The organism is Pedobacter sp. A2324, assembly GCF_059693705.1.
The window spans coordinates 420,443-446,697 of sequence record NZ_JCASSK010000006.1; the positions used below are offsets into that span (position 1 = coordinate 420,443).

The window sequence follows — 26,255 nt, forward strand, 5'->3', positions numbered from 1 at the left end:
CGCTAGATTATGCTTCAAATTCATATTCAAGTTACGGAAGTTTATCGAGGGCAGGCACATTAAGTTCATATCCTGCATAGCCTTTATTCTGGTTAATCCTTCCCTCGGTATTAAATCGCTGAGCTGAAGCAGGAACCGGCCATAGTACATGATACGGTGCAATTTTATAATTTACGCCCTGCAGGGTTGGAACCTGGTTTTTATAGAAATCATTTTTCTCCATAATCCTGTCGTACATAAAGTTATTGTCGGAGAATGCGGCAGTGGTATACACTTTTCCATTGTATGCTGCTTTGCCGGTTTGTGCGAAAATATAGGCAATGCGGGTCAGCTCTGTTTTGCGGGGTTCTTCCCAATACAATTCCCGTGCGCGTTCATCCAGAATAGTACCAATAGTGATGGCACTGGCGTTGGTTAACAGGGTTGCATTGGCCCGTGCCCGAACGACATTGATATCGGCCATTGCAAGGGCAAGATCGCCTTTCCAGTAATAGGCTTCGGCCCGCAGCAAATAAGTTTCTGCCAATCGGAATACGTACCAATCCGTATTTGTTCCGCGTGGTGGCGTCCAGTATGGATCGTTAGCCAGTGCGTTGGTAGAATTGATAAACACCTTATAATGCGGCCATCCGAACCAATGCCGAATGGTATCAAGTGCACCATTGGTAAATCTTTGGGCAAGATTTGACGACGAATAAGGTTGTAGCGGCTGTCCGTAAAGGGCTCTGTCTGCAGCGTTTGATGAAGTTTTCAAGGCTGGGTTATTGTAAACCAGATCCGTCATATCCATCCACATCCCTTTTGCATGCCGGTAATCCGTATTATCTGTCCAGATGTATTTTGTGCTGTACGGCGTACCACGATAACGTCCGATCCCCCTGCCGTACATTCTGGTGAGGGGAATTTCGGCAGTTACGGCATCGACGATGGCCGTAGCGCCGGAAGGTGTTTTTACATTTGCAAAATGCCAGGCCGGTACGGTATTTCTCATCAGCTGCGATCCGTTAGCGGTGAAGCCCACGAAATTTTCCCTGTCGATTACCAGAAACAGCGCTTCGCGGTTTGAGGCAATGGACTTGTTATCCATGCGGTGCAAGTCCCAGATTACATTTTTGCTGGCATCTGAAGCGGTGCTCCCGAAGCGTGCTGTCATCATTCCATATTTACCACCATTAATCACATTGTTTGCAGCAGCTATAGCATCGTCAAATTTGCCCAGGGCCAGGTTGACTTTAGTGAGCAGGTGGCTGACTGCGCCTTTTGACACCTCACCTTTATTACCACCGTCGGTTACCCAGGTTTGTGCAAACTCCAGATCTGTTTTCAGTTTAGCCAGGATCACCTCTCTTTTGGTAGAATAGAAATCGGCTTTAGGAGATTCCAGATCCTGTAAAAGTAAAGGGACGTCGCCAAACTGGTGTACCAACCGGTAATAGTTATAAGCCCTGTAAAATAATGCTGATCCAAGAATCAGGTTTTTCTCTGCCTCGGAACTGTAGCTAGGCCTGTCGATATTGGAGATAATGGTGTTGGCCTGTCTAACGGCAATGAATTCGTTTTCCCAGTACCATCCTATTTTGTTGTAGTCGTCACTGTTCAGGTTGGCATCGGGCGTAATTCTCGAAATCAGGTCCTGGGCAGGTGTATTTTTATCGGTGGTGCCCTCTACGGCAACGTCTGAGAAGATTGATTCGGTAAGCATAGGTGCAGAATCGCCGAAAAACTCTCTTCTGGTTGCTGCACCTAAACCATTAAGTGCGGCTTTCATGGCAACGAGATTATTGAGATTCTCCGGAGCATAAGCCGAAAGCTGCTCGGAATCCAGATAGCTTTTCTTGCATCCTGCGGCTATGATCAGGGCAACGAATCCAAGAAAGAATAGTATGTTTTTATTTGTATTTTTCATATTCATCAATGTTAAAGCGTCACATTAAGGCCTAAAGTGTAGTATCTTGGAGTTGGTCCGTCATTCTGCGGATCCCAAAAGGTCCATGTTGGTGCATAATAACCTGCATTGGTGACGTTGGCATATATTTTTGCTGATTTAACGCGTATTTTAGTTAGCAGGTTTACAGGAACAGAGTACGACAGGGCAACGGTGTTCAGGCGGATAAATGAATTATCCCAATACACATTGAAGCTGGTGCCACTGGAACCTGAATTTAATCTCGCATAGTCGTTGATAGGGTTGGATGGTGTCCAGTACGGAAATACATAAGAATTTGAGCGGGCAAAGCCTACACTTCCGGGCTGGTTCTTTGCCAGGTTGTACTGTTTCATCTGTCCCCAGTTGGATAAGAGCTGAAAGGAGAAATCAAAGTTTTTGAAGATATTGAACTCATTTCTCATCGCCAGAAAATAGCGTGGGGTTTTATATCCCAGAAATTGTTTATCATCATCAGAATAGGCATAATCTCCATTCACATCTTCCAGTTTGAAATCACCCGCTTTAATTGCTGCTTTGGTGAATTTCGCTGCTTCAGCCATTTCATCTGCCTGCCAAACGCCGTTTACCTTGTAATCCCAGATCACGTCGATGTCTTTACCAATAAACCATCCGTTACCAGGATCGTTGGTTGGCAGTGCAAGGGCGATAATCTTATTCCGGTTAAAGGAGATATTGAAGTTTGTGCTCCATTTAATATTACCTTCTATCAGGTTTTTTGTGGTTACACTAAATTCACCACCCTTGTTGTTGATACGGGCAAGATTAGAATATACATTTGAATAGCCACTTACGTTAGGCAGCGTCTGGCGCACCAGCAAATCGGTTGTTTTTTTAGTAAAAGCTTCAATGGAACCATTGATGCGGTCATTAAACAGCGAGAAGTCTAAACCAATATTTAGTGCGGTGGTTTCCTCCCATTTCAGATTGGAATTGGCCATCTTGCTGGAAATCTGCACCGTGTTTACATCAGATGCTGTGCCTCCGGGAGTTACCGTCTGGTATTTTCCACTGGTCAGTTGTGCTAAAGCAGCATAAGGATCCACTGTTCCGTTATCAGGATTACGCAGGTCACGGTTTCCATTTACCCCGTACGATAACCTTAGTTTTCCGTAATTGAGCCACTTTTGATTTTTAAGAAACTTTTCATCGGTAAATACCCAGGCCAGCGCGGCGGAAGGGAAAGTTGCTCTTTTTGAGTTGACGCCGAATACAGAATATCCATCACGGCGAACGGTAAGGGTAAGGTAGTAGCGTTGTAAAAGTGAATAGGTTAACCTGGCCAGCAAAGCGTCGCCCGTATAAACTTTATCTTCACTGTTGGTTGTTGGCTTGACACCACTTGATAAGTTATGGTAGCTCAGCACATCCCCCGGTACAAAACCCTCATTACCTGCCTGTGTCCACCAGGTTTGGTATTTTTCGGCATTTGCAAGCAGCGTCAGGTCGAAGTTGTGAATATTGGCAAAGGTTTTATTCCATTTAATAAGGTTATCGACCTGCCAGTTGTAGCGGGTTTCATTTGATCTGGTTGCCGAACCGCCGGGGGTTACCACGTCAGGGTTTCTGGAAGAGCGGTAATCGAAGGTACGGTAGAAATCCAGTCCGGGGCTAAAATTGATCTGGTAGCTAAAGCCAAACGGAAGTTTTACCTTGCCATATACACTTCCGAAAATGGTATTCTGTTTATTCATCCTTTCGTTATAGGTCATGCTTAAAAAAGGATTTCTGGCGTTCAATCCGCTGTCGTCAGTAGGGATCCGGCGCAACTCTCCGTTAGCGAGGTAACGGTCTCCATAAGGGGAAAGATTGATGAGTTGGGTCCAGTCTGCCTCGAGTGAGCCGGTGCCGGTTCTGGCTTCATCGCGATCGGCGAACTGGAAGTTCATTCCAAGTGTGACTGATTTTGCGACCTGTCCTTCCAGATTAATCCTGGCCCTGATGGCGGTATAGTCTCCACCTTCAATTACATTCTGGTTCTTTTGGTAACCCAGAGACATGTAATAGTTGATTTCCTGTTTTCTTCCGCTCAGGCTTAGGGTATGGTCCTGGCGAAACCCTTTTCTAAAGATATCATCGTACCAGGGTTCTGTTTTACCTGCGAGGTAATTGGCTTTTTCGTTGGCCACGAGGCCCAGGCGGTTTAACCACAAATCTACGGGATCGCCCGTTTGACCGTTTAACCACTGGTTTAACGTAACTCCGGCAGGAAGATTTCTGGGGTCATTATACAGATATTCGGGTGTTGTTGCGCCGCTCCTTAATACGTCGCCCCTCCAGGCCAGGAAATCTTCTCCATCATAACTACGCATGTTTTTGGCCAGTTCTGCGAAACCTGCATTGGTGTTGATGGTGATGAGCGGCTCATCGCCTTTACCTTTCTTGGTGGTCACGGCAATCACTCCTGTTGCAGCTTTGGCACCGTACACAGCCAGCGAACTGGCATCTTTCAGTACGTCTACCGTTTCAATATCATTGGGGTTAATATCTGCCAGCTGTCCGTTGTAAATCACGCCGTCCAATACAATTAATGGCGAGCTTCCGGCGCTTAACGTTGATTTTCCACGCACCAGGAAATCGCCTCCGCCTTTGGCACTTGAGCTCAGGCCTACAGACAGTCCCGGAACATTTCCCCGGAGTACGTCGGACAGACTCTGCGGATTTTCATTCTCTAGCTGAGTAGCCTTAACGCTGGAGATGGCACCGGTGGCGTCGCGTTTGGTTGCTGTTCCGTAACCGATTACCACCACATCGCTAAGGTTCTGCGGTTCATCGAGCAGTGTGATTGAAAAAGTGGTGCGTCTGCTGACTGCTACCTCTTGCGGGGTATAACCAACTGCTGAAAATACCAGCGTAGCATTGGATGGTGCGGTAATGGAAAAACCACCATCAGCCCCGGTAGAGACACCCGTTCTTGCGTTTTTAATTTTCACCGAAACACCGGGGATGCCTGCCCCTGCTTTGTCTTTTACAGTTCCCTTTATGGTGGCTTCCTGCGCGTGGGCATAGAGCAGCATAAAGCAAACCAAACTAAAAAATAGCGTAATTTTTTTTCTCATAATTGTATTTGGTTAAGAAATTAAGAACACAAACGTATTCTATTTAAAACCAAAAAACAAACAGAAATTACACATAAAACACTACATTTCAATTAGTTAAAGACAAAACCAATACACTTTAAACGCAATAACTTAAAAACAAAAAAGCTGTTTACGACAGCGCTATAGCTACTAATCAAAATCAGGGTAATACGCTTTAACAGCAAGATTTTTTTTGTGAATATTTAAGCGATTTAGGGTATTGATAGCCATTCTACTCCATGATCAGTTTAGTCCACCCCTCTTCCCCGGCCTTTTTCACCATGTCTTTCTTTTCCTGATAAATCTTCTGCATTTTGGAGTTATAAGTCCAGCAGGTTCCCTGCCGGATCTCCAGAATCTGAGAGAGTTTATAGGAAGATATTGTGCCTTTGGAGTTGTATACCAATAGCAGCATATAGAGTGCTTTATTAATTGGAATCCGGCTGTTCTGAAAGAGTGTTCCGGCAATTACTGATTCATCGTAACCACAGCGGGTACAACGACGGGCATGGGGTGTGGCACCATTTAAATAGTGATCATTATTGCATTTTTTACAGGCATATCCCGCAGACCACTTTAACTCAGAGAGGTACTTAAAGCAACTTTCTTTGTCAGGATAGATTCTGCTGAACTCTTCAAAATCCACTTTTTTAGCCATGACACGTGCCTTAGTTACACGCTCGATGTTCAGGTTCAGTTCTTTAACATCCTGTTTCAACATTGCATTCATTACCGAAATTTCCACGTTTTGTGCCTCAATAATTTCTGCCTTCTCACGAAGCTCACGCGTTCTGGATTCAACCATCGCTGTCAGTTCATTATTCAGTGTCTGGTTAAGCTTATCATTCACCTGAAGCTGTTCAATAATGCGTTTTTGTGCAAAGTTCTTTTTCTTTCTTAAACTCCGGATGCTGTTTCCTATTGCAAATGACACCAACACCATTTCAATTACAAAGCAAATACTTAAACTATAATAAACCAGCGTACCGTAAGGAATCCATTTGAGCAGTAATAGTATTTTAACAGCGAAACCAGACAGGAGAATTCCGTAACCTGAAACCAAAAACAGTGCAGGCTTGAAACCCATCCGGTAAACGGACATAGCAGATGAAAAAACCACGATCAGCGGGATGATTTCTATTATCTTAAAGTTGAAAAGCGTTGGAGAGATTAAACAGGCCAGAAAAAATACGGTACGTAGAAAAATGGTGCACAAAACTATCTTGTGGAATAGTGGTGATTTTGCTTTTAGATAAAGGAATCTGATGGTGAAGAGCATTCCGAATATGCTACTGATGAAAAGTGAAACCCCGAATCCATAGGTGTTTAGTGCAGGAAAAGAAGGCCAGAGGTATTGGAAAGCAATACCATCGTTGCACATTTCGTAAAGGCCAATCCCGAGATTGTACAGTACGTAATACAGATATTGTTTCCCTTTTATGGCAAAATACATGAGCAGGTTGTACAAGCAAAACACGAAGATCATACCGTAGAATAACCCGAATATGAAGTATTCGCTAATGGCATAGCCTAAAAACCACCTGAAATCGCGCACCACAAAAATAGCGCTTACCGGATTATCACATTTAATCCTGACATAATAAGTTAACAGTTTGTTAGAATTATTATTGAGGTCGTATGTAAAGTTCTTATGTTCATATACCCGGTTAGCAAAATCATATCGGGTACCGAATGAATTTTCCTGATAGCTGGTGAAGCCGTCGGACACGTACAGTTTGAGGTCGGTTATGGACTGATCAAAAAACTCCAGGATCCATTTCTTTTGAGAGGCCTCATTGTGACCGATTTTAAACCTGTACCAATAAGCAGATGCCTGATGCTCGTTTTTGGGGATCCGGTTTTTATTGGGTTTAAACTGATGTTGATATACTGAAGTGATGACCTCTCCGATGCCGAGTTTACCCGTTGGATCTTCCAGAATGTCGATTTGATTGTAAGTAAAGAGCTGGTGTGGGGTATTGTCATCAATTTTAAGCGGAACCTGGGCGCTTATTTTACCTGTGAAAATAAATAAGGTTGCACACAAACCGATTGTAATGAGCTTGAGGGATTTTAATGTGCGAATAATCCCTGCCTTTCCGTAGATGAACTGGAACGTAACTTGCATGATAAATTTGGTTAGTCGGCTTATATTACAAAGAATATTGCAGAAACCCAATTGCTAAGTGAGATTTCGCTGAAAATTATTGCCTAAGCGGGTTATTCGCAAAATCTGACTCCACCTCTACTCCACAGTGACACTACCTTTTTGCGCTAAAAGGTGGAGTTAAGGTGCTTATCACGAAGTTTAGGGGGCAGGGATGGTAGGATTTGACTGCCTTTATCCTGCCTTGATGCGGCGATGAAGCCTGGTTTAAATCCACTTAACATTTATCACGCAGGCAATGAGTGATTTAAAACTCATCGAGTCTGGCCTCCTTGATGATTTCATTAAAGGAATTCAATAGCCCCCGGAAAATGGTATTCAATTCCAGTGAAGTTGCCTTCGCCCTGTCAATGCGTGCTTTTCCTGTTATCGGCGGAGATTTCAGGATCAGCGAATCAAGATTAGCGGTCACTTCCTCTCCAACCCGGGGCTGAATGTTTAAAAGGATGTCATATATCCTCATCCGGTATTTTCCGTCTCTGACATCGAATTGAACGCTAAACTTATAGATCGGGTATCCTTCAAGACTGCTCACCAGGGAAGACCGGTTCTGGACGTCTAAAAATGCTTTCCCGATGAGTTGTCCTGTAGTGATGTCTTCAGACTGGAGAACAGGTCCGGTATTTTTAAGCTTATCAGCCATCCACTTTTTTGCACTGGCGTATAATAGCGGCTTCTTTACGTCCATCCCCTCGACAATTTTTTCGTATACCAGCTTACCGTTTTTGATGGGTAAATCCTGCTGGTATTGGTAGCTTTGACCATATGATGATGTTGAAATAAGGATCAAAAACAGAACCGACCAGAATTCCAGGTTACCTGATATATTTTTCATGGCTATAACTCATTTAGTAAATGTACTAACAAAGATAAATCATTTGGCCATAACACTACGTAAGGAATACACATGTAAAGTGCAAGTTAGTTAAAGGCGAGATTATCAAAAACTAAACCTCGTCTATAACGGAAAAACCTTTTGATCTATCGCCGGAAGTCCACTCCCAGGTTTCATGTAGACGAATTTTTCCGGAAGGCAATATCTCAGGGAATGAATTACATATTCCTGTCATCAACTGCCCGGACGAATTTACCTGATGATACCGCATATCAATTGAGCCGTCGGCACTAACAATACCTATTAAGTGTCCTGTTTGGATTTGACCTCCTGAATAGCTGGCAGTAAGTATAGTACCCACTTGCGAATAATGAAATTTTGTCTCTTCAGAAGTTTCCCCATTCTCAGAATTGGATGATGGAATGAAGATTCTATTATTATAATTGATCATCGTGCTAATTGGACAAGGGTAATGTCTTATACTGTAAACTTATTCCAGTATAGACACATTATAGGACAGGGTTATAACCGTCTGAGTGTTACCCAGTGCTTACCCAGTCGTCACCCAGTGCTTACCCAGTGCTTACCCAGTCATGAATTGGGTGAGCACTGCGCAAGAAAAGAGTAATTACACTTTAACCTCTTGGAAAGTCTACCAGATATCTTTCTGTTGATATAGACTCTGGATTATAGAAGGACCTTTAGCTGATAGTGAATTCAGACAGATGGGAATAATTGAAAAACAAAAATTAGTTCCTGGTATTCATAGAAATGTAGTCCCCAGGGAGGCAAATGAAATAAGATCAGAAAGTAGTAGTTCAATGTTGAAGCCTGAACAATCTTGGTTTGCTATTGAACAAAATTATTTGCTTGCGGTATTTCAGTTTAGATATTTAGTTATTGAAAAATCATTCGCGGTTGGTGGTGGTTTATTAGAAAATAAAAAAGGACAAAATGAAAGTAAATTCACTTTGTCCTCTGAAGTCGGGATGGCAGGATTCGAACCTACGACCTCCTGCTCCCAAAGCAGGCGCGATACCGGGCTACGCTACATCCCGAACTTGGTATCTTCTTTTTTACTTCCCTTCTCCAAGGGGTGGCAAAGATATGTTTTATAATTTATAAAACGATTATTTTTTGCCTTTTTATTTCAATTTGCGGAGAGGGCGGGATTCGAACCCGCGGTACCGTTACCAGTACGACAGTTTAGCAAACTGTTCCTTTCGGCCACTCAGGCACCTCTCCGTTTTCCTCAATCATTTTGTCATACCGACCTTGTTTTGAGGTGTGCAAATATAGTAAAACAACCTATTCTACAAAAAAAAATTACAAAATTTGTTGATAATCTATGCGCACATGATAGATACTCATGAGCATCGTCTTGAATATCAATTTGATAGTTTCGATATCTTTTAATGTCAAATCGCAGTCATCGAGCTGATTTTGCTCAAGTTTGTAATTAATTATCCTTTCAACGATATCATTTATGTTCTGCGCATCGGGATTTTTCAGACTTCTGGAGGCAGCTTCTACCGAATCAGCGAGCATTAACACCCCTTGTTCCTTGCTAAAAGGGATCGGTCCGGGGTACCTGAAAATGTTTTCATCAACAAATTTTTCTGGCGTATTTTTTAAAAACGACTGATAAAAATAGTCCACCCTGGTATTTCCATGGTGCGTGCGGATAAAATCAATGATCACTTCAGGCATTTGATTTTTTCTCAAAATCTCTATTCCTTTATGAACATGCTGGATAATAATCTGTGCGCTTTGTTCATAGGGCAATTTATCATGCGGACTAATGGCTGTATTTTGGTTTTCGATGAAATACTGCGGATTATCTACTTTACCAATATCATGGTATAATGCTCCTGCCCTAACCAATACAGAATTACCGCCTATCTTAAATATCGCCGCTTCTGCAAGGTTAGCCACCTGCAATGAATGCTGAAAGGTTCCGGGTGCTTTAAATGCCAGTTCCCGTAAAAGTTTATTGTTGGTATTGGTAAGTTCTATTAGGGCTACATCTGATGTGATACCGAAAATACGCTCAAACAAATAAATTAATGGATAAGCCAGCAATGATAACAATACGCTAAATATGAAAGGCACAAAGTTGATCCATTCAATTTCCCTAAAGGAGCCTTCGCGCAAAAGTGCAATACCAACGAAAGCTACGAAATACGACATCAGGATATACAAGGCAGAAACCAGAAAACGTTCACGCTTTACAAAGTTCTTAATACTAAAAATAGCGACCATACCTGCCGTAACCTGATAAAACACGAATTCGAAACTATTGGCTACGAAGAAACCGGCAACCAGGATAACCAGCATGTGGAGATAAAGTGCCAGTCGGGTATCAAATAAAATCCTGATAATAATAGGCACGACGCAGAAAGGTATGTAATATAAGCTCGGAATCTCTACTTTTATCGCCCAGGTAAGTGCAAGCAACATTCCGGTTGTCACAATTAATAATAGCGACAGCTGACGGTTATCGGCAAATATATCCTTGCGAAACAAGAACAGAAACGACATTAGAATGGTTAAGATGAAACTTACCAATACAACCTGCCCCAGATATACCAGTGCGCGGCTGCCAATGGTTTTGGTTTGTGCATCGTAGGTTGACTTATACGATTCGAGCTTCTGATAAATATCTTCGTCAATAACGTCATTCTTAGCTACAATCAGCTCGCCCTTTTGCACCATTCCTTTTGTCGTAGAAATATTATTAAGTGTGGTTTCCTGGATCGTCTGGGTTAAGCGTTCATCGAAAACGATGTTCGGGGAAATATGATCAAGTGCCAGATTAACAATTAAATCTACAACTACCTGATTCGGCGCTTTGAAATTGGCTTTAAAATAATCCAATGCGGTTTCAGCCGTAAACACATCCTGTGTATTCACCTCCCTTGCCACATTATTCTCCATCAACGAAAAGTCGTAATTCTTCCCTCCCGCCTGATGTTTGACGTTGAGCCCAATAATTCCTTTATCATAAACAGACTGCAGAATTTTATAAGCCTGAGTTTTATACTCTATCCGGTCTTTTTCACCAAGCTGGGTTGATTTCCATTTGATATCAAATTCATTCGAAAATTCTTCAAGCGAATTGCTGGTTACTTCCCGCTGATATTGATAAACGGGCAAAATGTCTTTAAGCGCATTTTTCTTATCGGTACTTACCTGTGGATTAGTTTTCAGGATAGCAAAACTGAAAGGGGAAATCAGGTCTTTATTTTTCCATACCGTATTCTTTTCAAACTCATACCTGAAGCGGGGTTGTTTGGGAAGGAAAAGCGTGATGATGAAAACCGTAAATATCATCATCAGATATTTGAGATTTGATGAATACTTGCGGTACAGTATTTTATGAGAATTTCTTTTGATTTTGGCCAAAGCGATAGAATTATTGTGCTTTCAAAATTAACATTTTTATCTAATATAAATTTTAAGTGTTTTGTTTGCATTTACCGCATTTTATATTTTACTTTATGATATCAAATTAATATCAATCATGTATCAGGAAAAAATCATTAGTCCGCCCTCGGGTTATTTAACCTTCGTATTAAGTCTGGCACTTTTAGGTGTATCAGTTTTTTGTTTTTTCACAGAAGTCTTTCTTTGGGGAAGTATCTTATTGGCCATCGATATCTTCTTAATTTTTCCAGGTTTCTTAATCATCAATCCCAATCAATCGATGGTTTTAACTTTGTTTGGAAAATATACGGGAACGGTTAAGGCTGACGGATTTTTCTGGGTAAACCCATTAACGGCAAAAAGAAGGCTATCGCTAAAAGCCAATAACCTGAACGGCCAGCAGTTAAAAGTAAATGATAAATTGGGTAATCCGATCGAAATTGCTGCTGTTGTAGTATGGAAAGTTAATGAAACCGCCAAAGCAGTGTTTTCGGTGGAAAACTACATGCAATACGTAAACATTCAAAGCGAAGCTGCCGTACGGCACCTGGCCAATATTTTTCCTTATGATCATTCCGAAGGCGAAGAGACCAGTATCACGCTGAAAGACGGGGCAGAGAAAGTAAGTGAGCTACTGGAAAATGAGTTGAACGAAAGGCTGTCGAGGGCTGGTATTGAAGTACTGGAAGCCAGGATTTCGCATTTGGCCTATGCACCTGAAATTGCCAGTGCCATGTTGCAGCGTCAGCAGGCTACGGCAGTTATTGCTGCACGTAAGCTGATTGTTGAGGGTGCTGTGGGAATGGTCGAAATGGCGCTCGAAAAATTATCGCAAAAAGGGATCGTGGAATTGGATGAGGAACGCAAAGCGGCAATGGTGAGCAATTTGCTGGTAGTGCTATGTGGCGACAGACACGTGCAGCCAGTAGTTAATACCGGAACCTTATATAATTAGTATGCATTTCCGGGAGAAACTTTAAGCAATAGCTATGGGGGAGAAAGATAAAAAAGCATTTGTTTTAAGAATAAGCCCTGCCTTACTAAAGGATATTGAGACCTGGGCTGCTGATGAATTCAGAAGCACTAACGGGCAGATTGAATTTTTGCTTACGCAGGCTTTGAAATTGAGAAAAAGAGGGCAATCAAAAGAAGACAAGGTATAACCGATTGAACTGGTATGCTAAAATGACTTTTCACCCGTTAGTTGAAGATAAAAAAAAATATATAACTTAGTAGCCTAACCAAAAGTTCATAAAATTTTTAATTCATGAAAGAAGTTGTAATTGTATCGGCAGTCAGAACCCCCATAGGAAGTTTTGGAGGTTCATTATCTCAGTTTTCGGCTACACAGCTTGGAGGCTTTGCCATTAAGGCTGCTATTGAAAAGGCAGGCTTACAACCCGCACAAATTCAGGAAGTATACATGGGCAATGTGCTTTCGGCAAACTTGGGACAGGCACCGGCTACACAGGCTGCTAAAATTGCCGGACTTCCTGACCTACCCGCCACTACCATCAACAAAGTTTGTGCTTCAGGCACAAAAGCCATTATGCTTGCTGCCCAGAGTATAGGCAACGGCGATCAGGATATTATTGTTGCAGGCGGCATGGAAAGCATGAGTAATGTACCCTACTACCTGGATAAGGCCAGAAATGGGTATCGCCTGGGGCATGGTCAGCTAACGGATGGTCTGGTAAAAGATGGGCTTTGGGATGTCTATAACGATTACCATATGGGGTCCGCGGCAGAACTTTGTGCATCGGAGTGCAACATCAGCCGCGAGGATCAGGATAATTTTGCTATTGAATCCTATCGAAAGGCACAAGCTGCGCAAACATCGGGTAAGTTTTCAGCAGAAATCATTCCGATTGAAGTGAAAGACAGAAAAGGTGAAATCACTGTAATAGATACCGACGATGAACCTTATGCTGTGAAGTTCGACAAAATACCAAGTCTTAAACCTGTATTCAAAAAAGATGGAACTGTAACAGCTGCAAATGCTTCGACACTAAACGATGGGGCTGCAGCACTGGTTTTGATGAGCCTGGAAAAAGCACAGGAACTTGGTTTAAAACCCATAGCCAGAATTTTAGGATATGCTGATGCGCAACAGGCACCGGAATGGTTTACTACAGCGCCGTCAAAAGCCATTCCCTTAGCGTTGCAAAAGGCAAACACACCTCTGGCGTCTGTGGATTTCTTTGAAATCAATGAAGCTTTTTCTGTCGTTTCGATTGCTAATAACCAGAACCTGAATCTCAATCCCGATCGGGTAAATGTTAATGGCGGTGCAGTATCCTTAGGCCATCCGTTGGGTGCATCTGGTGCCAGAATTGTTGTAACTTTGTTATCGGTGCTGGAACAAAACAACGGGAAAATAGGTGTTGCCGGAATTTGTAATGGCGGCGGTGGTGCCAGTGCACTGGTTATTGAGAAAATGTATTAAATGAATATCAGATATTATCTCTTCATTATATTGGCGTTGCTGATCGTTGAAGTAAAGGCTCAGCAACACGACCTTAAACTCAACAGTTTACAGGATACCCTTATTAAGATTTCCACGGCCGCAGTTGCTGCTGAAAGTGACGAGGTAAAAACCGAAATTAACGGGCGTTTTGTAAAAACACTTGTAGAGGCTTTAAAAATCCCTAATTCCTTCTCTTATCCATTCGACTCATTGAAAAATGTATCGGTCATTCAATCGCCAGACCGAGCGTTCAGAGTTCTGAGCTGGTACCTGAAGCAAAGTAATGGCACTTACCGCTATTACGGAACGATACAGATGAATACGAATAACGGGCCTTTAAAACTCTATCCTTTAATTGATCAGACAGATAATTTTACTGATGCAAATGCCATTAACAATAACCAGAAATGGTATGGTGCGAGGTATTATGAAATTGTTCCGGTTAAGACATCAAACCGGCTGCCTTATTATGTATTATTAGGCTGGAAAGGCAATAATGAAAATACCACTAAAAAAATCATCGAAGTACTGACTTTTGAAAAAGATAACCTTGTTTTTGGCGCGCCTGTTTTTGACGGCAAAGAACTGAAGGGTAAAAACAGAATCATTTTCGAGTATGCTAAATCGAATGCTATGGTTCTTAAAACCGATCAGAAGGCAGGAATGATTGTGTTCGACCACCTGGCTCCTTTTGACCCTGAAATGGTGGGAAGGCCCGAGTTTTACGGATCTGACGGTACTTTCGATGGCTTTAAATTTATAGGAGGCAGACTGAAATTACAGGAGGAAGTAGAATTGACGAATGAAGCCAATGCAATGGATGAACTCTATGCCGATCCGAAGAAAAATCTAAAGCCCATCAGGAAGTTTTAATTTCTAGGGTCACCTAACAAGTTCATTACCTTCCGGGTATACTAAATATTTGTGAGTTTGCCAATCACTGACTATATTGCGCCCTGCAAACTAGCTTAAACAACACACAAATTCTGAATTCATAAACTAAAACCAACAAACGTTTTATGCAAACATCTAGTGAAACGACTAGCATTGACCATGATAAGGAGTTAGACCTCCATTTAGCAAGTCAGGGCGTATCAAGTGAGAAACTATTTAGCCATCCCGTAGGTTTATTTGTACTGTTCTTTACTGAAATGTGGGAACGCTTCAGCTACTATGGTATGCGTGCCATTTTAGTTTTATTTTTAATCAGTGATCTAAGTAAAAATGGCTGGGGCTGGCCTCGTCCGGAAGCACTGCAACTTTATGCATTATATACCGGACTTGTTTATTTTACGCCAATACTGGGCGGATTAATCGCCGACAGATTTACAGGTTACAGAAAGGCTGTTATCCTTGGCGCTGCTATCATGACCCTTGGACATGCTTCAATGGCTCTGGAAGGAATCAGTACCAATTTCTTTTATTTAGGTTTACTACTGCTTATCGTCGGAAACGGATTCTTTAAACCAAATATTTCCTCCATTGTAGGTAAACTCTACCCTCCTATCAGCGATAAAAAAGACAGTGCCTACGCCATTTTTTACATGGGTATCAACTCAGGTGCCTTTATAGGTATGTTAATGTGCGGTTATATTGGCGAAAAAGTGGGCTGGCATTATGGTTTCGGATTAGCAGGAGTTTTCATGCTTTTCGGGATGCTCCAGTTTTACTTTGCACAAAAAATATTCGGTGTAATCGGTGCTGCTGTTGATAAAACCGAAAAAGTAGAAAAAGCAGACCCGACTGTTGTTGAAATCCCTAAACATGTGAGGAGTCAGCGTTTATGGGTGATCGCCATCCTTTCTATATTTACAATTTTCTTCTGGATGGTTTTCGAACAGGCTGGCGGATCTATGACAATCTTCGCCAAGGATTATACATTGAGAAACCTGACAGGAGGTGCAGCGACAACTTTTAAATGGATTGACAGTATTTTAACCATTTTCCCTTTGGTAGCGGTAACTGTAGTATTGGCCAGTTTAGCTTCTAAAATATTTAAAAAATATCCGGCAACCATTTTGTTTACCCTGTTAAGCTTTGTTATCATCTGGGTTATTGCCATCTGGAAAGTAGACAGAGAGTTAGGTTCTGTAAGCACAGAGGTTCCTGCTTCATGGTTCAGCGTTTTAAACAGCTTTTTCATTGTTTCACTTGCACCAATCTTTTCCAAATTCTGGGAGAGTAAATTTAACCCCAGCGGTCCGGTGAAATTTGGTTTAGGGTTAATATTTGTAGGGATCGGTTTTGCGGGTTTAGCCTACGGCGGATCAGATATCCCTCAGGGCGCTACTTCAGCCCAGGTAAGTTTATTCTGGCTAATTTTTGCTTATTTCTTCCATACTGTTGGTGAGCTTTGCATTTCCCCAGTCGGATTATCTTACGTGAGTAAACTTGCCCCTCCCAATCTGGTAGGCCTGATGTTTGGCGTTTTCTTTACCTGTACAGCGATTGGAAATTACCTTGCAGGTGCAACCGGTTCTTTAATCGATAAAATCAGTGCAGAATATTCTATATCAACCTTCTTCTTAATATTCACTATTATTCCGGTAGTGGCCGGATTCGTGATGTTTGCTATTAGTCCGATATTGCGTAAATGGATGCATGGCGTACACTAGAAAATAAAATAATCTAATTTTTAAAAACCCGCCACTACTGGTGGGTTTTTCTGTTAAAAACTTGTAATGGAAAAAGAAATAACATTAGAGCAGATTCAGAATTTTGAAGGTAAATATCCAAAGCAACTTTGGTACCTGTCACTTGTAGAGATGTGGGAGCGATTCTGTTTTTACGGTATGCGCGGTGTACTCGCCTTTTTCATGGTGGAGCAACTGGGTTTGAGCGACCAGAAATCAAATCTTCAATATGGTGCAATACAAGCATTTGTGTATGCTTTTACTTTTATAGGTGGCATTTTTGCCGATAAAGTATTAGGCTTCAAAAAATCTTTGTTCTGGGGTGGTTCGCTGATGATTTTGGGAAACCTCATCCTCGCGGTTTCTCCACACGATTTCTTTTATGCGGGCATTACGCTTTCAATCATTGGAACCGGCTTCTTTAAACCCAACATCTCATCGATGGTTGGTGAACTGTATCACGAGAAAGATAACAGAAGAGATGCGGGCTATGGGTTGTTCTATGCGGGAATAAATATTGGTGGTTTGCTTGGTGGTGCGATGTGCATTTATCTGGGCAAGTATTACAACTGGCACTATTGCTTTCTATCGGCAGCATCGGTGATGGCGTTTGGTCTTGGTACGTTTATCTTTACTAAAAAGCACCTCGGACCTATTGGTGATTCTCCACTCCTTAACCTCGATAAAAAGAAACGTACAATTTATGAAATCGCCGTCTACATCGGCTCGCTGATATCGATTCCACTAATCTTTATCATGGTAAAGAACACCGATTATACAGATTATTTCATGTACACCATTGGCATTATAGCCCTGATTTATTTTATTTATGAAACAGCTATGGTACCTACCCTGCAGGCGAAATATAAACTGATTGCAGCTTTTGTTTTCATTTTTTGTTATTTCATTTTTATGGCTATTTCTGAGCAAAGCGGCGGCTCATTATCGCTCTTTGCAAAAGATAATCTCGATCATAGTCTGGTTTTTCTTAACATCGACCCTAATGTGGTTAACAACAGTGTAAACTCACTATTTGTGATTATTTTCAGCCCGTTGATAGGTATTTTGTGGATAGGGATGCATAAACGCAAGATAGAACCTAATACCGTTGTTAAGTTTGGAATCGGTTTTCTGTTACTGGCACTCAGCTTTTACGTTTTCTATGCTACGCGTTTCTTTGCCAATGCGCAAGGGATTAGTTCGTTGAATATTTTCACGTTAGCCTATCTTTTGCTTACCCTCGGAGAACTTTGCCTGGGTCCAATCGGGATGTCGATCATCACCAAACTTTCCCCAAAAAAGATGTTCGGTATGATGATGGGATTATGGTTTCTATCCAGTGCTTTCGGGCAGCTTGCAGCAGGTAAACTAGGCGCAGAAATGTCGACTATAGAGAATGCTTCGCTGATGGCTAAACTAGTTGCTTACACCGAGGGATACAAGGTTTTAGCATTGTATTCATTAATTGCCGGCGTTGGACTGATCGTGTTTTCGCAGCTGGTGAAGAAATTAATGGGCGAAGTTCGTTAAGCTTTACATCAAACATTTAATCCCTATTAGGCTTCCGGATAGGGATTATTCACTTTTAATATTTACTTTCGCAGTTTGAAAGCTAAAATGGCTTTCGTTAAAAAAATAATAACCGTGTCAGACAGTTTAGTTATCATCCCTACTTATAACGAAAAGGAAAATATAGAAAAGATTATCCGAAAGGTATTTTCTTTGACTCAGCCTTTTCATGTTTTAATTATTGATGACGGCTCGCCCGATGGCACAGCTGAGATTGTAAAATCGCTGCAGGGAGAGTATCAGGATCATTTGTTCATAGAAGAGCGGTCAGGGAAGCAAGGACTGGGCACAGCCTACATTTATGGTTTCAACTGGGCTTTGCAACGGGACTATCAATACATCTTTGAAATGGATGCAGATTTCTCGCATAATCCCGACGATCTTGCCCGCTTACGTGATGCCTGTTTACAAGGTGCGGATGTGGCGATTGGATCGAGATATGTAAAAGGTGTTAATGTGGTAAACTGGCCTATGGGCAGGGTGCTGATGTCGTATTTCGCCTCAATGTATGTGCGGTTTATCACCAGAATAAATATTCAGGATGCCACTGCCGGTTTTAAATGTTATCGCCGGATTGTACTGGAGACTATTCCGCTAAACAAAATACGGTTCGTGGGGTATGCCTTCCAGATCGAAATGAAATTTACGGCCATCAAATTCGGTTTCAATGTGGTAGAAGTCCCCATCATCTTCACTGATCGGACTGAAGGGACATCAAAGATGAGCACGCGAATTTTCCGTGAAGCATTTTTAGGTGTTATCCAGATGAAAGCAAGTAGCTGGTTCAGGGACTATAACCGGAAATCATCCATCTAAAGGCCTGGATTTAGATGCTCTGATCATTGCTCCATAGTCCTGCCCTTTTTCCATTGCACTAACGGTCATGGTCAGTCTTTTAGTTCGGGTAGCTTCTGTTTTAGCCTCGTTAATCCATTTAATAAAATAGTTTTGATGCGACTTCGGTTGCCCCAGAAAATGCTCCAATAGTCCTTCCCCATCGGCCAGGCATATCTCCAGATCTTCGGGCATTTCAATTTTGAATGTCATGTCCTCTTCCAAGGATAATTCAATAGCTGCTCCCGCCTCTTTTTTAAGCTTTTTACGAAGCTCAGATCGCAGCGCAATGATGTAATCCCCCTCGCCCATTGGAATGGTGGCCAGACCGCTTATTTCAAGCGCATCAATTGTTCCTTTCACCCTGAAACTTACTTTGCAACCGGGTTTTATTTCGTTTGCCTTAGCCGCGGGAATGAATACATAACTCCATCCCGTCTTTTCGCCCATTTGCGCGAAGCGCTCTATTTCTGCTTTAAGGTGAACCATAACTAAATCTCGAGGACATTACATCAGCCAAGATATGAATTAATCGGGTGGTATTAGTGAACTGCTACCGGATTCATCACAATCTCGAGCTTGGCAAACTTCAAAACTTCAATACTTGGAAAACCAAAATCTTCCACTACTTTACCTAAGATCAGATAGCAGCCCTTCCCTTTAAAAGGATACAACGGTGTAGTATTCGGAAAATGGGTGGTATCAAAGAAATCGCCCTGATCATCTATAAAGGTGCCGAACCACATCTTAGTATTTTTGATAGTACGGACAGTTTTCTCACAAACATAATTACCAACCATTTTCACTGTCTGCCCCACAAATCGCTGCAGATCTGCCGCCTTTACGTCACCACGGTATTTGGTTTTCAAAAAGTCGAACATGGTGTAATTTAGAGGAAATCCCAATAGCTCCAGCTCTGCATAGGCATCTTCCAAAGCGGAATTCTCGAGTTCTGGCAACTGATATACGCTATGTTCTACACTAAACAGCTCAGCGGTATTGGTTAACTTCCGCTGGTGCCCGAGATAGTTATGAATATCCCATAACAGGCTCTTCTTATCTTTGCCCGTGAACCTTAGCGCGCCCAAACGAATCAGTAAAATAGCTTGTTCCAGTGTAATCTGTGTACGCTTCACAAAGTCCTCCAGGTTCTTAAAATTGCCATTTAACCCACGCTCGTGGGGTATTCGTTCGATAAACTTATTTTCAAGCCCCTGTATACCTATAAAGCCTAGGTAGGCTTCATTCCCTTTTATATTGACCACCTCATCGCTATAGTTTACACAAGGCAAATGCACCCTGGCGCCTGTTTTCTGTAATTCATGTACATACACCCATCTGCTGTAAAAACCTCCGTAATTGTTCAGTACCGCAACCATGAACTCTTTTGGGAAATAAGTTTTAAGGTAAAGGCTTTGATAGCTTTCTACCGCGAAGGAAGCCGAATGGGCTTTCGAAAAGCTGTAGCCTGCGAACGATGAAACCTGCCGCCAAACCTCTTTAGTCACTTCTTCATCACGTCCTAACTGTTTCGCGGAATCGAAAAAACGTTGTACCAGTTTATCAAACTCCAGTTTCGACCGGTACTTGCCACTCATGGCTCGCCGCAATATGTCTGCATCGGCCAGATCCAAACCCGCATAGTGATGACAGATCTTAATCACATCCTCCTGATAAACCATAACACCGAAGGTTTCCAGCAATTGCTCTTTCATCACCGGGTGGAGGTATTCGACCTGGTGAGGAGCATGATAACTCTGAATGTACATTTTCATCATACCAGAGCTGGCTACCCCGGGACGGATGATAGAGCTTGCTGCAACCAGCGTAAGGTAATCTTCACAAGTAAGCTTTTTCAACAATTGACGCATGGCCGGCGATTCGATATAAAAGCAACCGATGGGCTGACCTTCCCTGAGCTCAGCGTTCAGTCTCGGGTCGTCCCGAAACCTGGGGAAGTTATGAATGTCTACATCCTTACCCTGGTTTTCCTTAACAATACGAACAGCCTCTCTAATGTGCCCTATGCCCCGCTGACTTAAAATATCGAATTTCTCGAAACCAATAAATTCGGCTTCATACATATCCCATTGTACGGTTGGAAAGCCTTTGGGAGGTAAATCCAAAGCAGTATAGTAAGTAAGCGGCTCTTCAGAAATTAAGATCCCGCCAGCATGAATCGATCTTTGGTTGGGCATATCTCTCATGAGGCTGTGGACCAGCATTAACTTTTTAAACGTAGGGTTTTGGAGGTTGTCCCTTTCTTTTGTCTGGTCGCTAAAACTGTCAATTTCTTCTTTGGGCAAGCCAAGTACTTTTCCTATTTCGCGGATAATTGCCCTGTCTTTAAAAGTACTCATGGTTCCTAGAAATGCTACATGTCCTTTAGGATACCGATCAAAGAGGTAGCGCTGTATCACCTCCCGTTCGTCCCATGAAAAATCGATATCAAAATCAGGCGGACTTGTACGTTTTTCATTTAAAAACCGTTCAAAATACAAATCAAGTTCAATTGGATCAACGTCTGTAATGCGTAAACAATAGGCAACAATGCTATTGGCTCCAGATCCTCTCCCCACATGATAAAAACCGCACTTGTCGATAGCGAAACGAATAATATCAAAGGTAATCAGAAAGTATGCACAGTAATCCAATGCTTCAATTACCCTGAGTTCCTTTTCGATCCTTTCCCTGGCAACAGCATGGCCCATCCCATATCTGTATGCTAAACCTTTCAACGCGAGATAGCGAAGCATCAGCCGGTCACCATCCGGACCTGTTCTAGTATAAGTTTTTTTATTTTTTGAGAACTTGCCCTTCACTAGGTAGTCATCCATGGAGCAACTATCAAATATACGCCGGGTGTTTTCGAGTATAAAAGGATATTCGGCAAACTGATTTTCAATTTCCTGTTCCGAAATCAAAACTTCTGCTTCCAAACATTTATCTGCTTCATCAACTTTAGTTAGCAAGGTGCTGGAACTGATTGCCCGCAAATACTCATGCAAACGATACTCATACTTTCCTGTAACTGTTACCGGGTGCCAAACCACCAGCTTATGCCTGATATAATCCAAAGGATGGGAATACAAAAAATTGAGTTGGTCACGTCGTATGCCCATAAACTCATTTGATCTCAAGGTCCGGTCGGAATTTTTGGAAAAAGGATAAATCACAAAAGCATTTTCGAAAGCTGGTGCAGTTCGTGGAAGTTCTTTCTGATTCAGGTTATGAAAGGTTAAAAACTCGTTGAGCTCCCGCATACCTTCCTTGTTTTTTGCTATACCAATGTAAAGTAAAAGGTTATTTAACCGGAATTCAATGCCGGTAACCGGCTTAATTAAATATGGGTCATTTCCTGCGTGCTGTTCTGTTTTGTCGACCTTGAGTTTTTGCTTTTCGCATTCACGGATAAACTCCATGGCACCCGTTGAATTATTGATATCGGTTAAAACCAATTGGTGAATATCCAATGCGCGGGCCTGACGTACAATTTCCTGAACGGGAATGGTTCCATATTTAAGGCTATATGTAGAATGCACGTTTAGAAACATTTCAGTATCAGGTACAAGATATGGTGGGTGATTGAATGATGGGTGGACAGTTTAACTAATCCAGCTTCGTTGCTGTTCCCAGGTCAGTATTAATGAAGGTTCTGATCCGCGAACGTCTCTTCTCTTCCGTCTCATCCGGCCGCTCTGTTGTCGCTTTTTTCTTCCTGGGGTTATATTTAATTACTTTATTATTTTCGTCTTTAAGCGGGGGCTTGACGATGCAGGCTTTCACTACCGATTCTAATCCATAATGATCCCGTACTTTATCCATTGCCTGGTACAAATCGTATTCAACTTCAGAAGTATGGTACAGGCCAATCTGCTCAAACCCGCTCACCAGATGAGACAGTTTTACCCCGATCAGGCGCAACATCATCCGGCGGGAATAGAGTCGCTCAAACAAGTCGTGCGCTTTTGCGGTCAGGAATGAATCCAGCGCAGTATAGGGAATCCGCGCCTGCTGGGTAACCGTTTCGAAATTCGAGTACCGGATCGTAACCGTAATGCAGGCTGTAAGTTTCTGCTGGTGCCGGAGTTCATAAGTTAAATTGGTAACCATTCCACTTAGTATAGCCTTCATCTTCGAAATATCCATACTGTCACTTTCAAAAGTTGTCTGGGTACCGATTGATTTACGTTCCCGGTAAGGCACTACGGGCGAAAGATCAATTCCGTTGGCTTTCTGCCAGATGCCCAGTCCATGCTGACCCAAAATCTTAAACATCAAATCCTGCGGAACTTCTGCAAGTGTTTGTATTCTACGCACGCCCATCTCACTTAGCCTTTTATAGGTTGAATCGCCAATGCCCGGTATTTTATGCACGGCCAGGGGATTCAGAAATGAGCGTACTTCAGGCAAGGGGATTTTGAGCTCTCCATTAGGTTTACACTCATTGGTTACGATCTTTGAAACCGTTTTATTAACAGATAAGCCAAAAGATATCGGTAAGCCGGTTTCTTTAATGATGGTTTGGCGCAATTCGGAAGCAAATTTCATGGAGCCAAAAAACTTGTCCATTCCGGTCATGTCGATATAGTGTTCATCGATGCTCGCCTTTTCGAAAAGCGGGACTTTATCTGCAATAATCTCTGTGATTTCATGAGATGCTTTGGAATAGTCTTCCATATTCCCGCGGACAAATATTGCCTGGGGACAGAGTTGTCTGGCCATCCTTCCTGGCATAGCGGCATGTACACCAAACTTACGGGCCTCATAACTACAGGAAGTTACGACGCCCCGATCAGATCCGCCTCCAACAATAACAGGCTTCCCAACCAGGCTGGGATTTTTCCTTAATTCTACAGATACGAAAAAGGCATCCTGATCCATGTGTATGATATGTTTATCAGTCTGGTTCATATCATCAGCGTTTAAAATGTTAAGAATAATTTTACAATCAAAATTACTAATATATTTAGCTTTGACTTAAAAATGAATTCGTGAATTATCCACAATATACTAACATTTTTAGCTTAACGTTTTTTGTTCTGAATGTTGGTGCATAAAAAATGCCCTGATATTGCTATCAGGGCATTTCAATATTTATGCTATTAGTCTTATTTATTGCTTAACAATTTTAAACTCCGTTCTTCTGTTTAACTGGTGATCAGCATCGCTGCATTCTACACCATTGCTACACTTGTTTAACAGTTGCGTTTCGCCGTAACCTTTAGCCGTGATGCGGTTTTTAGCAATGCCTTTTGATATGATATACTGAACGGCAGACTCAGCTCTTTTTTGCGACAAGCTTAGGTTATAGCCATCCTTTCCGCGGCTATCGGTGTGCGAGCCCAGCTCAATCCAGATCGTTGGATTTTCAACCAAAATCTTAACCAGCTTATCCAGTTCAACCGCTGCATCCGGACGAATGTTCCATTTATCGAAATCGTAGTAAATATTTTCCAGTCTGATCCCTTTCATCAACTCAATTGCTTCAAGGTATAAATCCTGTTTCAACACTTCCGATGTTGTTAAGCCAATGGTCGCCAGGTTTTCTACCTCAGATCTGTAAGCGGTTTTTTCAGCAGAAACATTGTACTCAGATTCTTTCGCGAGATTAAACTCATAGAATCCGTTTTCATCTGTTTCGGTTTTGATTACTGAGCCATTCACTTTAGCAAGTGTAACCACCGCATTCGTTAATGGATCGCTGGTTTTACGATCGAAAACCCGTCCTTCCAGTTTAAAAGCTAATATCGCTTTCTGATCTATCGAATAAATATCATCACTACCCACTCCACCTTCACGGTTTGAGGACAGGTAAACAATGCCGCCTTTTTCATTCAGACTGAAACTAAAGTCATCCTGCGGAGAGTTAAAGGGGTAACCAAGATTCTCTATTACACCAATCCCACCTCCTTGTCTTAAAGCCTGGTATACATCCAGTCCGCCCATACCCACTCTGCCATCGCTTGAAAAATAAAAATTATCTTTCTCATCGAAAACCGGACTCCGTTCGTTACCAGGTGTATTGACCTCTTTCAGGTTAATTGGTTTTCCCCATTCTCCTGCATCGGTTTTCAGGCAAACGTAGATATCTGTTCCACCTAAGCCGCCAGGCATGTTAGATGCAAAGTACAGACTATTGCCGTCGGTGGTGACAAATGGATCTCCAACAGAATACTCGTTCACGTTATTGTAGGCGAAAGATACCGGTTCGCTCCAGGTACCATCTGCGGATTTGGTGCTGCTGAATATTTCAACGTTAACCGTTGTGGGTTGTTTTTTCAAACGTTCCAGTTCGTCGGTAATGCGGGTGAGTGTAAAATACATGGTTTTTCCATCAGCAGTAAAACTTGCTGAACCCACATGATAACGCGTACCTGTTCTGATTGGAAACAATGCCAGACTGTCTTTAGAAGAGGCTTTATAATATAATTTGAGGTAGCCATTTCCCGTCCAGCCATATATATTAGCATTAGGCTCTTTGGTGCCATCAAATCGTAAGAAAGGGCGGCTTTCGTTCGATTCCAGTTTACTGTTTGAACGGTCGGATGTAAAAACTACTCCATTCTGATATTTGAAAGCTCCCCAGTCTGATTGTGTACTGTTTAATTCCTTTTGATTGATCAGCTCTACTTTTTTTGGATTCCTGATCCATTTTATTGCTGAATCACATGATCCGATCCAAACGGCTTGCTGTCTTTCCGGAACGTCTTTTTTCTGCTCGATATAATTTAAATACTGAACTTTTGCTTCACTGTATTTTGAATTATTCTGGAGCGCTTTTGCATAGCCTAAAATATTTTCAGGTTTACTGCCGGCCATTTTAGAAGCTATTGCATACCAGCTTTCTGCCTGTTTGTAATTGTACATATTGGCGTATGCATTGGCCAAACGTTCGGCAGCGTGTAAAGTTTCTTTCTTTTTATAGGCCTGCTCGTATAAATCTGCCGCCTTGCTGTAATTAAACAAGTCAAACTGTTTATCAGCATCCTTGATTACATATTGCGCTTGCGCAGAGAAACCAGTTACAAATAAACAATATGCAGAGAAGCAGGTACCTATTAAAATTTTCTTCATTATAATTGATTGGATAATTTAGCTAATTTACTGATTTAATGTTTAAAAAACTCTTGGTGTTGCCAGTCGGATGTTTGGTTTAATGAATGAATACGCAATTGAGATCTCATGTGTACCTCCGCTATACCCCTGTAAAGGACCGATAGAGAAATCATAACCATAACCAATCCTGATTTTTTCTGATGGGAAGATCTGTATCGCTGCAACAGCAGAGTTACGTGG

General features: G+C 42.0%; 18 protein-coding genes and 2 tRNA genes. 7 read left to right on the plus strand and 13 right to left on the minus strand.

The window, feature by feature from the left end:
* Positions 1–31: 31 nt before the first annotated feature.
* From AC570I_RS19025 to AC570I_RS19060, 8 genes are all read right to left on the minus strand, one after another.
* Complete coding sequence (locus AC570I_RS19025; RefSeq protein WP_497406744.1) at positions 32–1,906, minus strand: RagB/SusD family nutrient uptake outer membrane protein; 1,875 nt, start codon at positions 1,904–1,906, stop codon at positions 32–34.
* Between the two features lie 11 nt (positions 1,907–1,917).
* Entirely contained in the window at positions 1,918–5,004 is a 3,087-nt protein-coding gene (locus AC570I_RS19030) for a SusC/RagA family TonB-linked outer membrane protein (protein WP_497406745.1), read from the minus strand.
* Between the two features lie 253 nt (positions 5,005–5,257).
* A complete protein-coding gene (locus AC570I_RS19035) occupies positions 5,258–7,153 on the minus strand; it encodes a 7TM diverse intracellular signaling domain-containing protein (protein WP_497406746.1) in 1,896 nt (631 codons plus the stop codon).
* A gap of 286 nt (positions 7,154–7,439) precedes the next feature.
* Positions 7,440–8,027 (minus strand): DUF4468 domain-containing protein, encoded by a 588-nt coding sequence (locus AC570I_RS19040; RefSeq protein WP_497406747.1) that lies wholly within the window; start codon positions 8,025–8,027, stop codon positions 7,440–7,442.
* Positions 8,028–8,139: 112 nt separating this feature from the next.
* Positions 8,140–8,478, minus strand: coding sequence for an avidin-fold protein (locus AC570I_RS19045; protein WP_497406748.1), 339 nt, complete (start codon positions 8,476–8,478; stop codon positions 8,140–8,142).
* Positions 8,479–9,011: 533 nt separating this feature from the next.
* Positions 9,012–9,085: transfer RNA gene (locus AC570I_RS19050), tRNA-Pro, on the minus strand.
* A gap of 100 nt (positions 9,086–9,185) precedes the next feature.
* Positions 9,186–9,272, minus strand: a tRNA-Ser gene (locus AC570I_RS19055).
* Positions 9,273–9,353: 81 nt separating this feature from the next.
* Positions 9,354–11,360, minus strand: a complete 2,007-nt coding sequence (locus AC570I_RS19060; protein WP_497406763.1) for an HD family phosphohydrolase — start codon at positions 11,358–11,360, stop codon at positions 9,354–9,356.
* A 190-nt stretch (positions 11,361–11,550) separates the two neighbouring features.
* Between AC570I_RS19060 and AC570I_RS19065 the strand changes: the two genes are divergently transcribed.
* The 7 genes from AC570I_RS19065 to AC570I_RS19095 all read left to right on the plus strand — a co-directional run bounded on the left by AC570I_RS19065 (position 11,551) and on the right by AC570I_RS19095 (position 18,938).
* Positions 11,551–12,408: an SPFH domain-containing protein gene (locus tag AC570I_RS19065; RefSeq protein ID WP_497406749.1), complete on the plus strand. Its 858-nt coding sequence runs from the start codon at positions 11,551–11,553 to the stop codon at positions 12,406–12,408.
* A 34-nt stretch (positions 12,409–12,442) separates the two neighbouring features.
* Entirely contained in the window at positions 12,443–12,616 is a 174-nt protein-coding gene (locus AC570I_RS19070) for a type II toxin-antitoxin system antitoxin (RefSeq protein ID WP_082120747.1), read from the plus strand.
* A 104-nt stretch (positions 12,617–12,720) separates the two neighbouring features.
* Positions 12,721–13,899, plus strand: coding sequence for an acetyl-CoA C-acyltransferase (locus tag AC570I_RS19075; RefSeq protein WP_497406750.1), 1,179 nt, complete (start codon positions 12,721–12,723; stop codon positions 13,897–13,899).
* Positions 13,900–14,793, plus strand: coding sequence for a hypothetical protein (locus AC570I_RS19080; RefSeq protein ID WP_497406751.1), 894 nt, complete (start codon positions 13,900–13,902; stop codon positions 14,791–14,793).
* 146 nt (positions 14,794–14,939) lie between these two features.
* Complete coding sequence (locus AC570I_RS19085) at positions 14,940–16,535, plus strand: peptide MFS transporter (RefSeq protein ID WP_082120746.1); 1,596 nt, start codon at positions 14,940–14,942, stop codon at positions 16,533–16,535.
* A gap of 66 nt (positions 16,536–16,601) precedes the next feature.
* Positions 16,602–18,083 (plus strand): peptide MFS transporter, encoded by a 1,482-nt coding sequence (locus tag AC570I_RS19090; RefSeq protein WP_497406752.1) that lies wholly within the window; start codon positions 16,602–16,604, stop codon positions 18,081–18,083.
* Positions 18,084–18,197: 114 nt separating this feature from the next.
* Positions 18,198–18,938 carry a polyprenol monophosphomannose synthase gene (locus tag AC570I_RS19095; protein WP_497406753.1) on the plus strand — a complete coding sequence of 247 codons (741 nt, stop codon included), beginning with the start codon at positions 18,198–18,200 and terminating at the stop codon, positions 18,936–18,938.
* Here the strand turns inward: AC570I_RS19095 and AC570I_RS19100 are convergent.
* The 5 genes from AC570I_RS19100 to AC570I_RS19120 all read right to left on the minus strand — a co-directional run.
* Complete coding sequence (locus tag AC570I_RS19100; RefSeq protein ID WP_497406754.1) at positions 18,927–19,445, minus strand: YdeI/OmpD-associated family protein; 519 nt, start codon at positions 19,443–19,445, stop codon at positions 18,927–18,929. The genes AC570I_RS19095 and AC570I_RS19100 overlap by 12 nt on opposite strands.
* 53 nt (positions 19,446–19,498) lie before the next feature.
* Positions 19,499–22,498 (minus strand): DNA polymerase III subunit alpha, encoded by a 3,000-nt coding sequence (gene dnaE / locus AC570I_RS19105; RefSeq protein ID WP_497406755.1) that lies wholly within the window; start codon positions 22,496–22,498, stop codon positions 19,499–19,501.
* Positions 22,499–22,565: 67 nt separating this feature from the next.
* On the minus strand, positions 22,566–23,870 hold the full coding sequence (dinB, locus tag AC570I_RS19110) for a DNA polymerase IV (RefSeq protein WP_497406756.1): 1,305 nt from the start codon (positions 23,868–23,870) through the stop codon (positions 22,566–22,568).
* A 201-nt stretch (positions 23,871–24,071) separates the two neighbouring features.
* Positions 24,072–26,033 carry an OmpA family protein gene (locus tag AC570I_RS19115; RefSeq protein ID WP_497406757.1) on the minus strand — a complete coding sequence of 654 codons (1,962 nt, stop codon included), beginning with the start codon at positions 26,031–26,033 and terminating at the stop codon, positions 24,072–24,074.
* A gap of 42 nt (positions 26,034–26,075) precedes the next feature.
* Positions 26,076–26,255: type IX secretion system membrane protein PorP/SprF (locus tag AC570I_RS19120; RefSeq protein WP_497406758.1), on the minus strand; the 180-nt coding region annotated here is incomplete at its 5' end.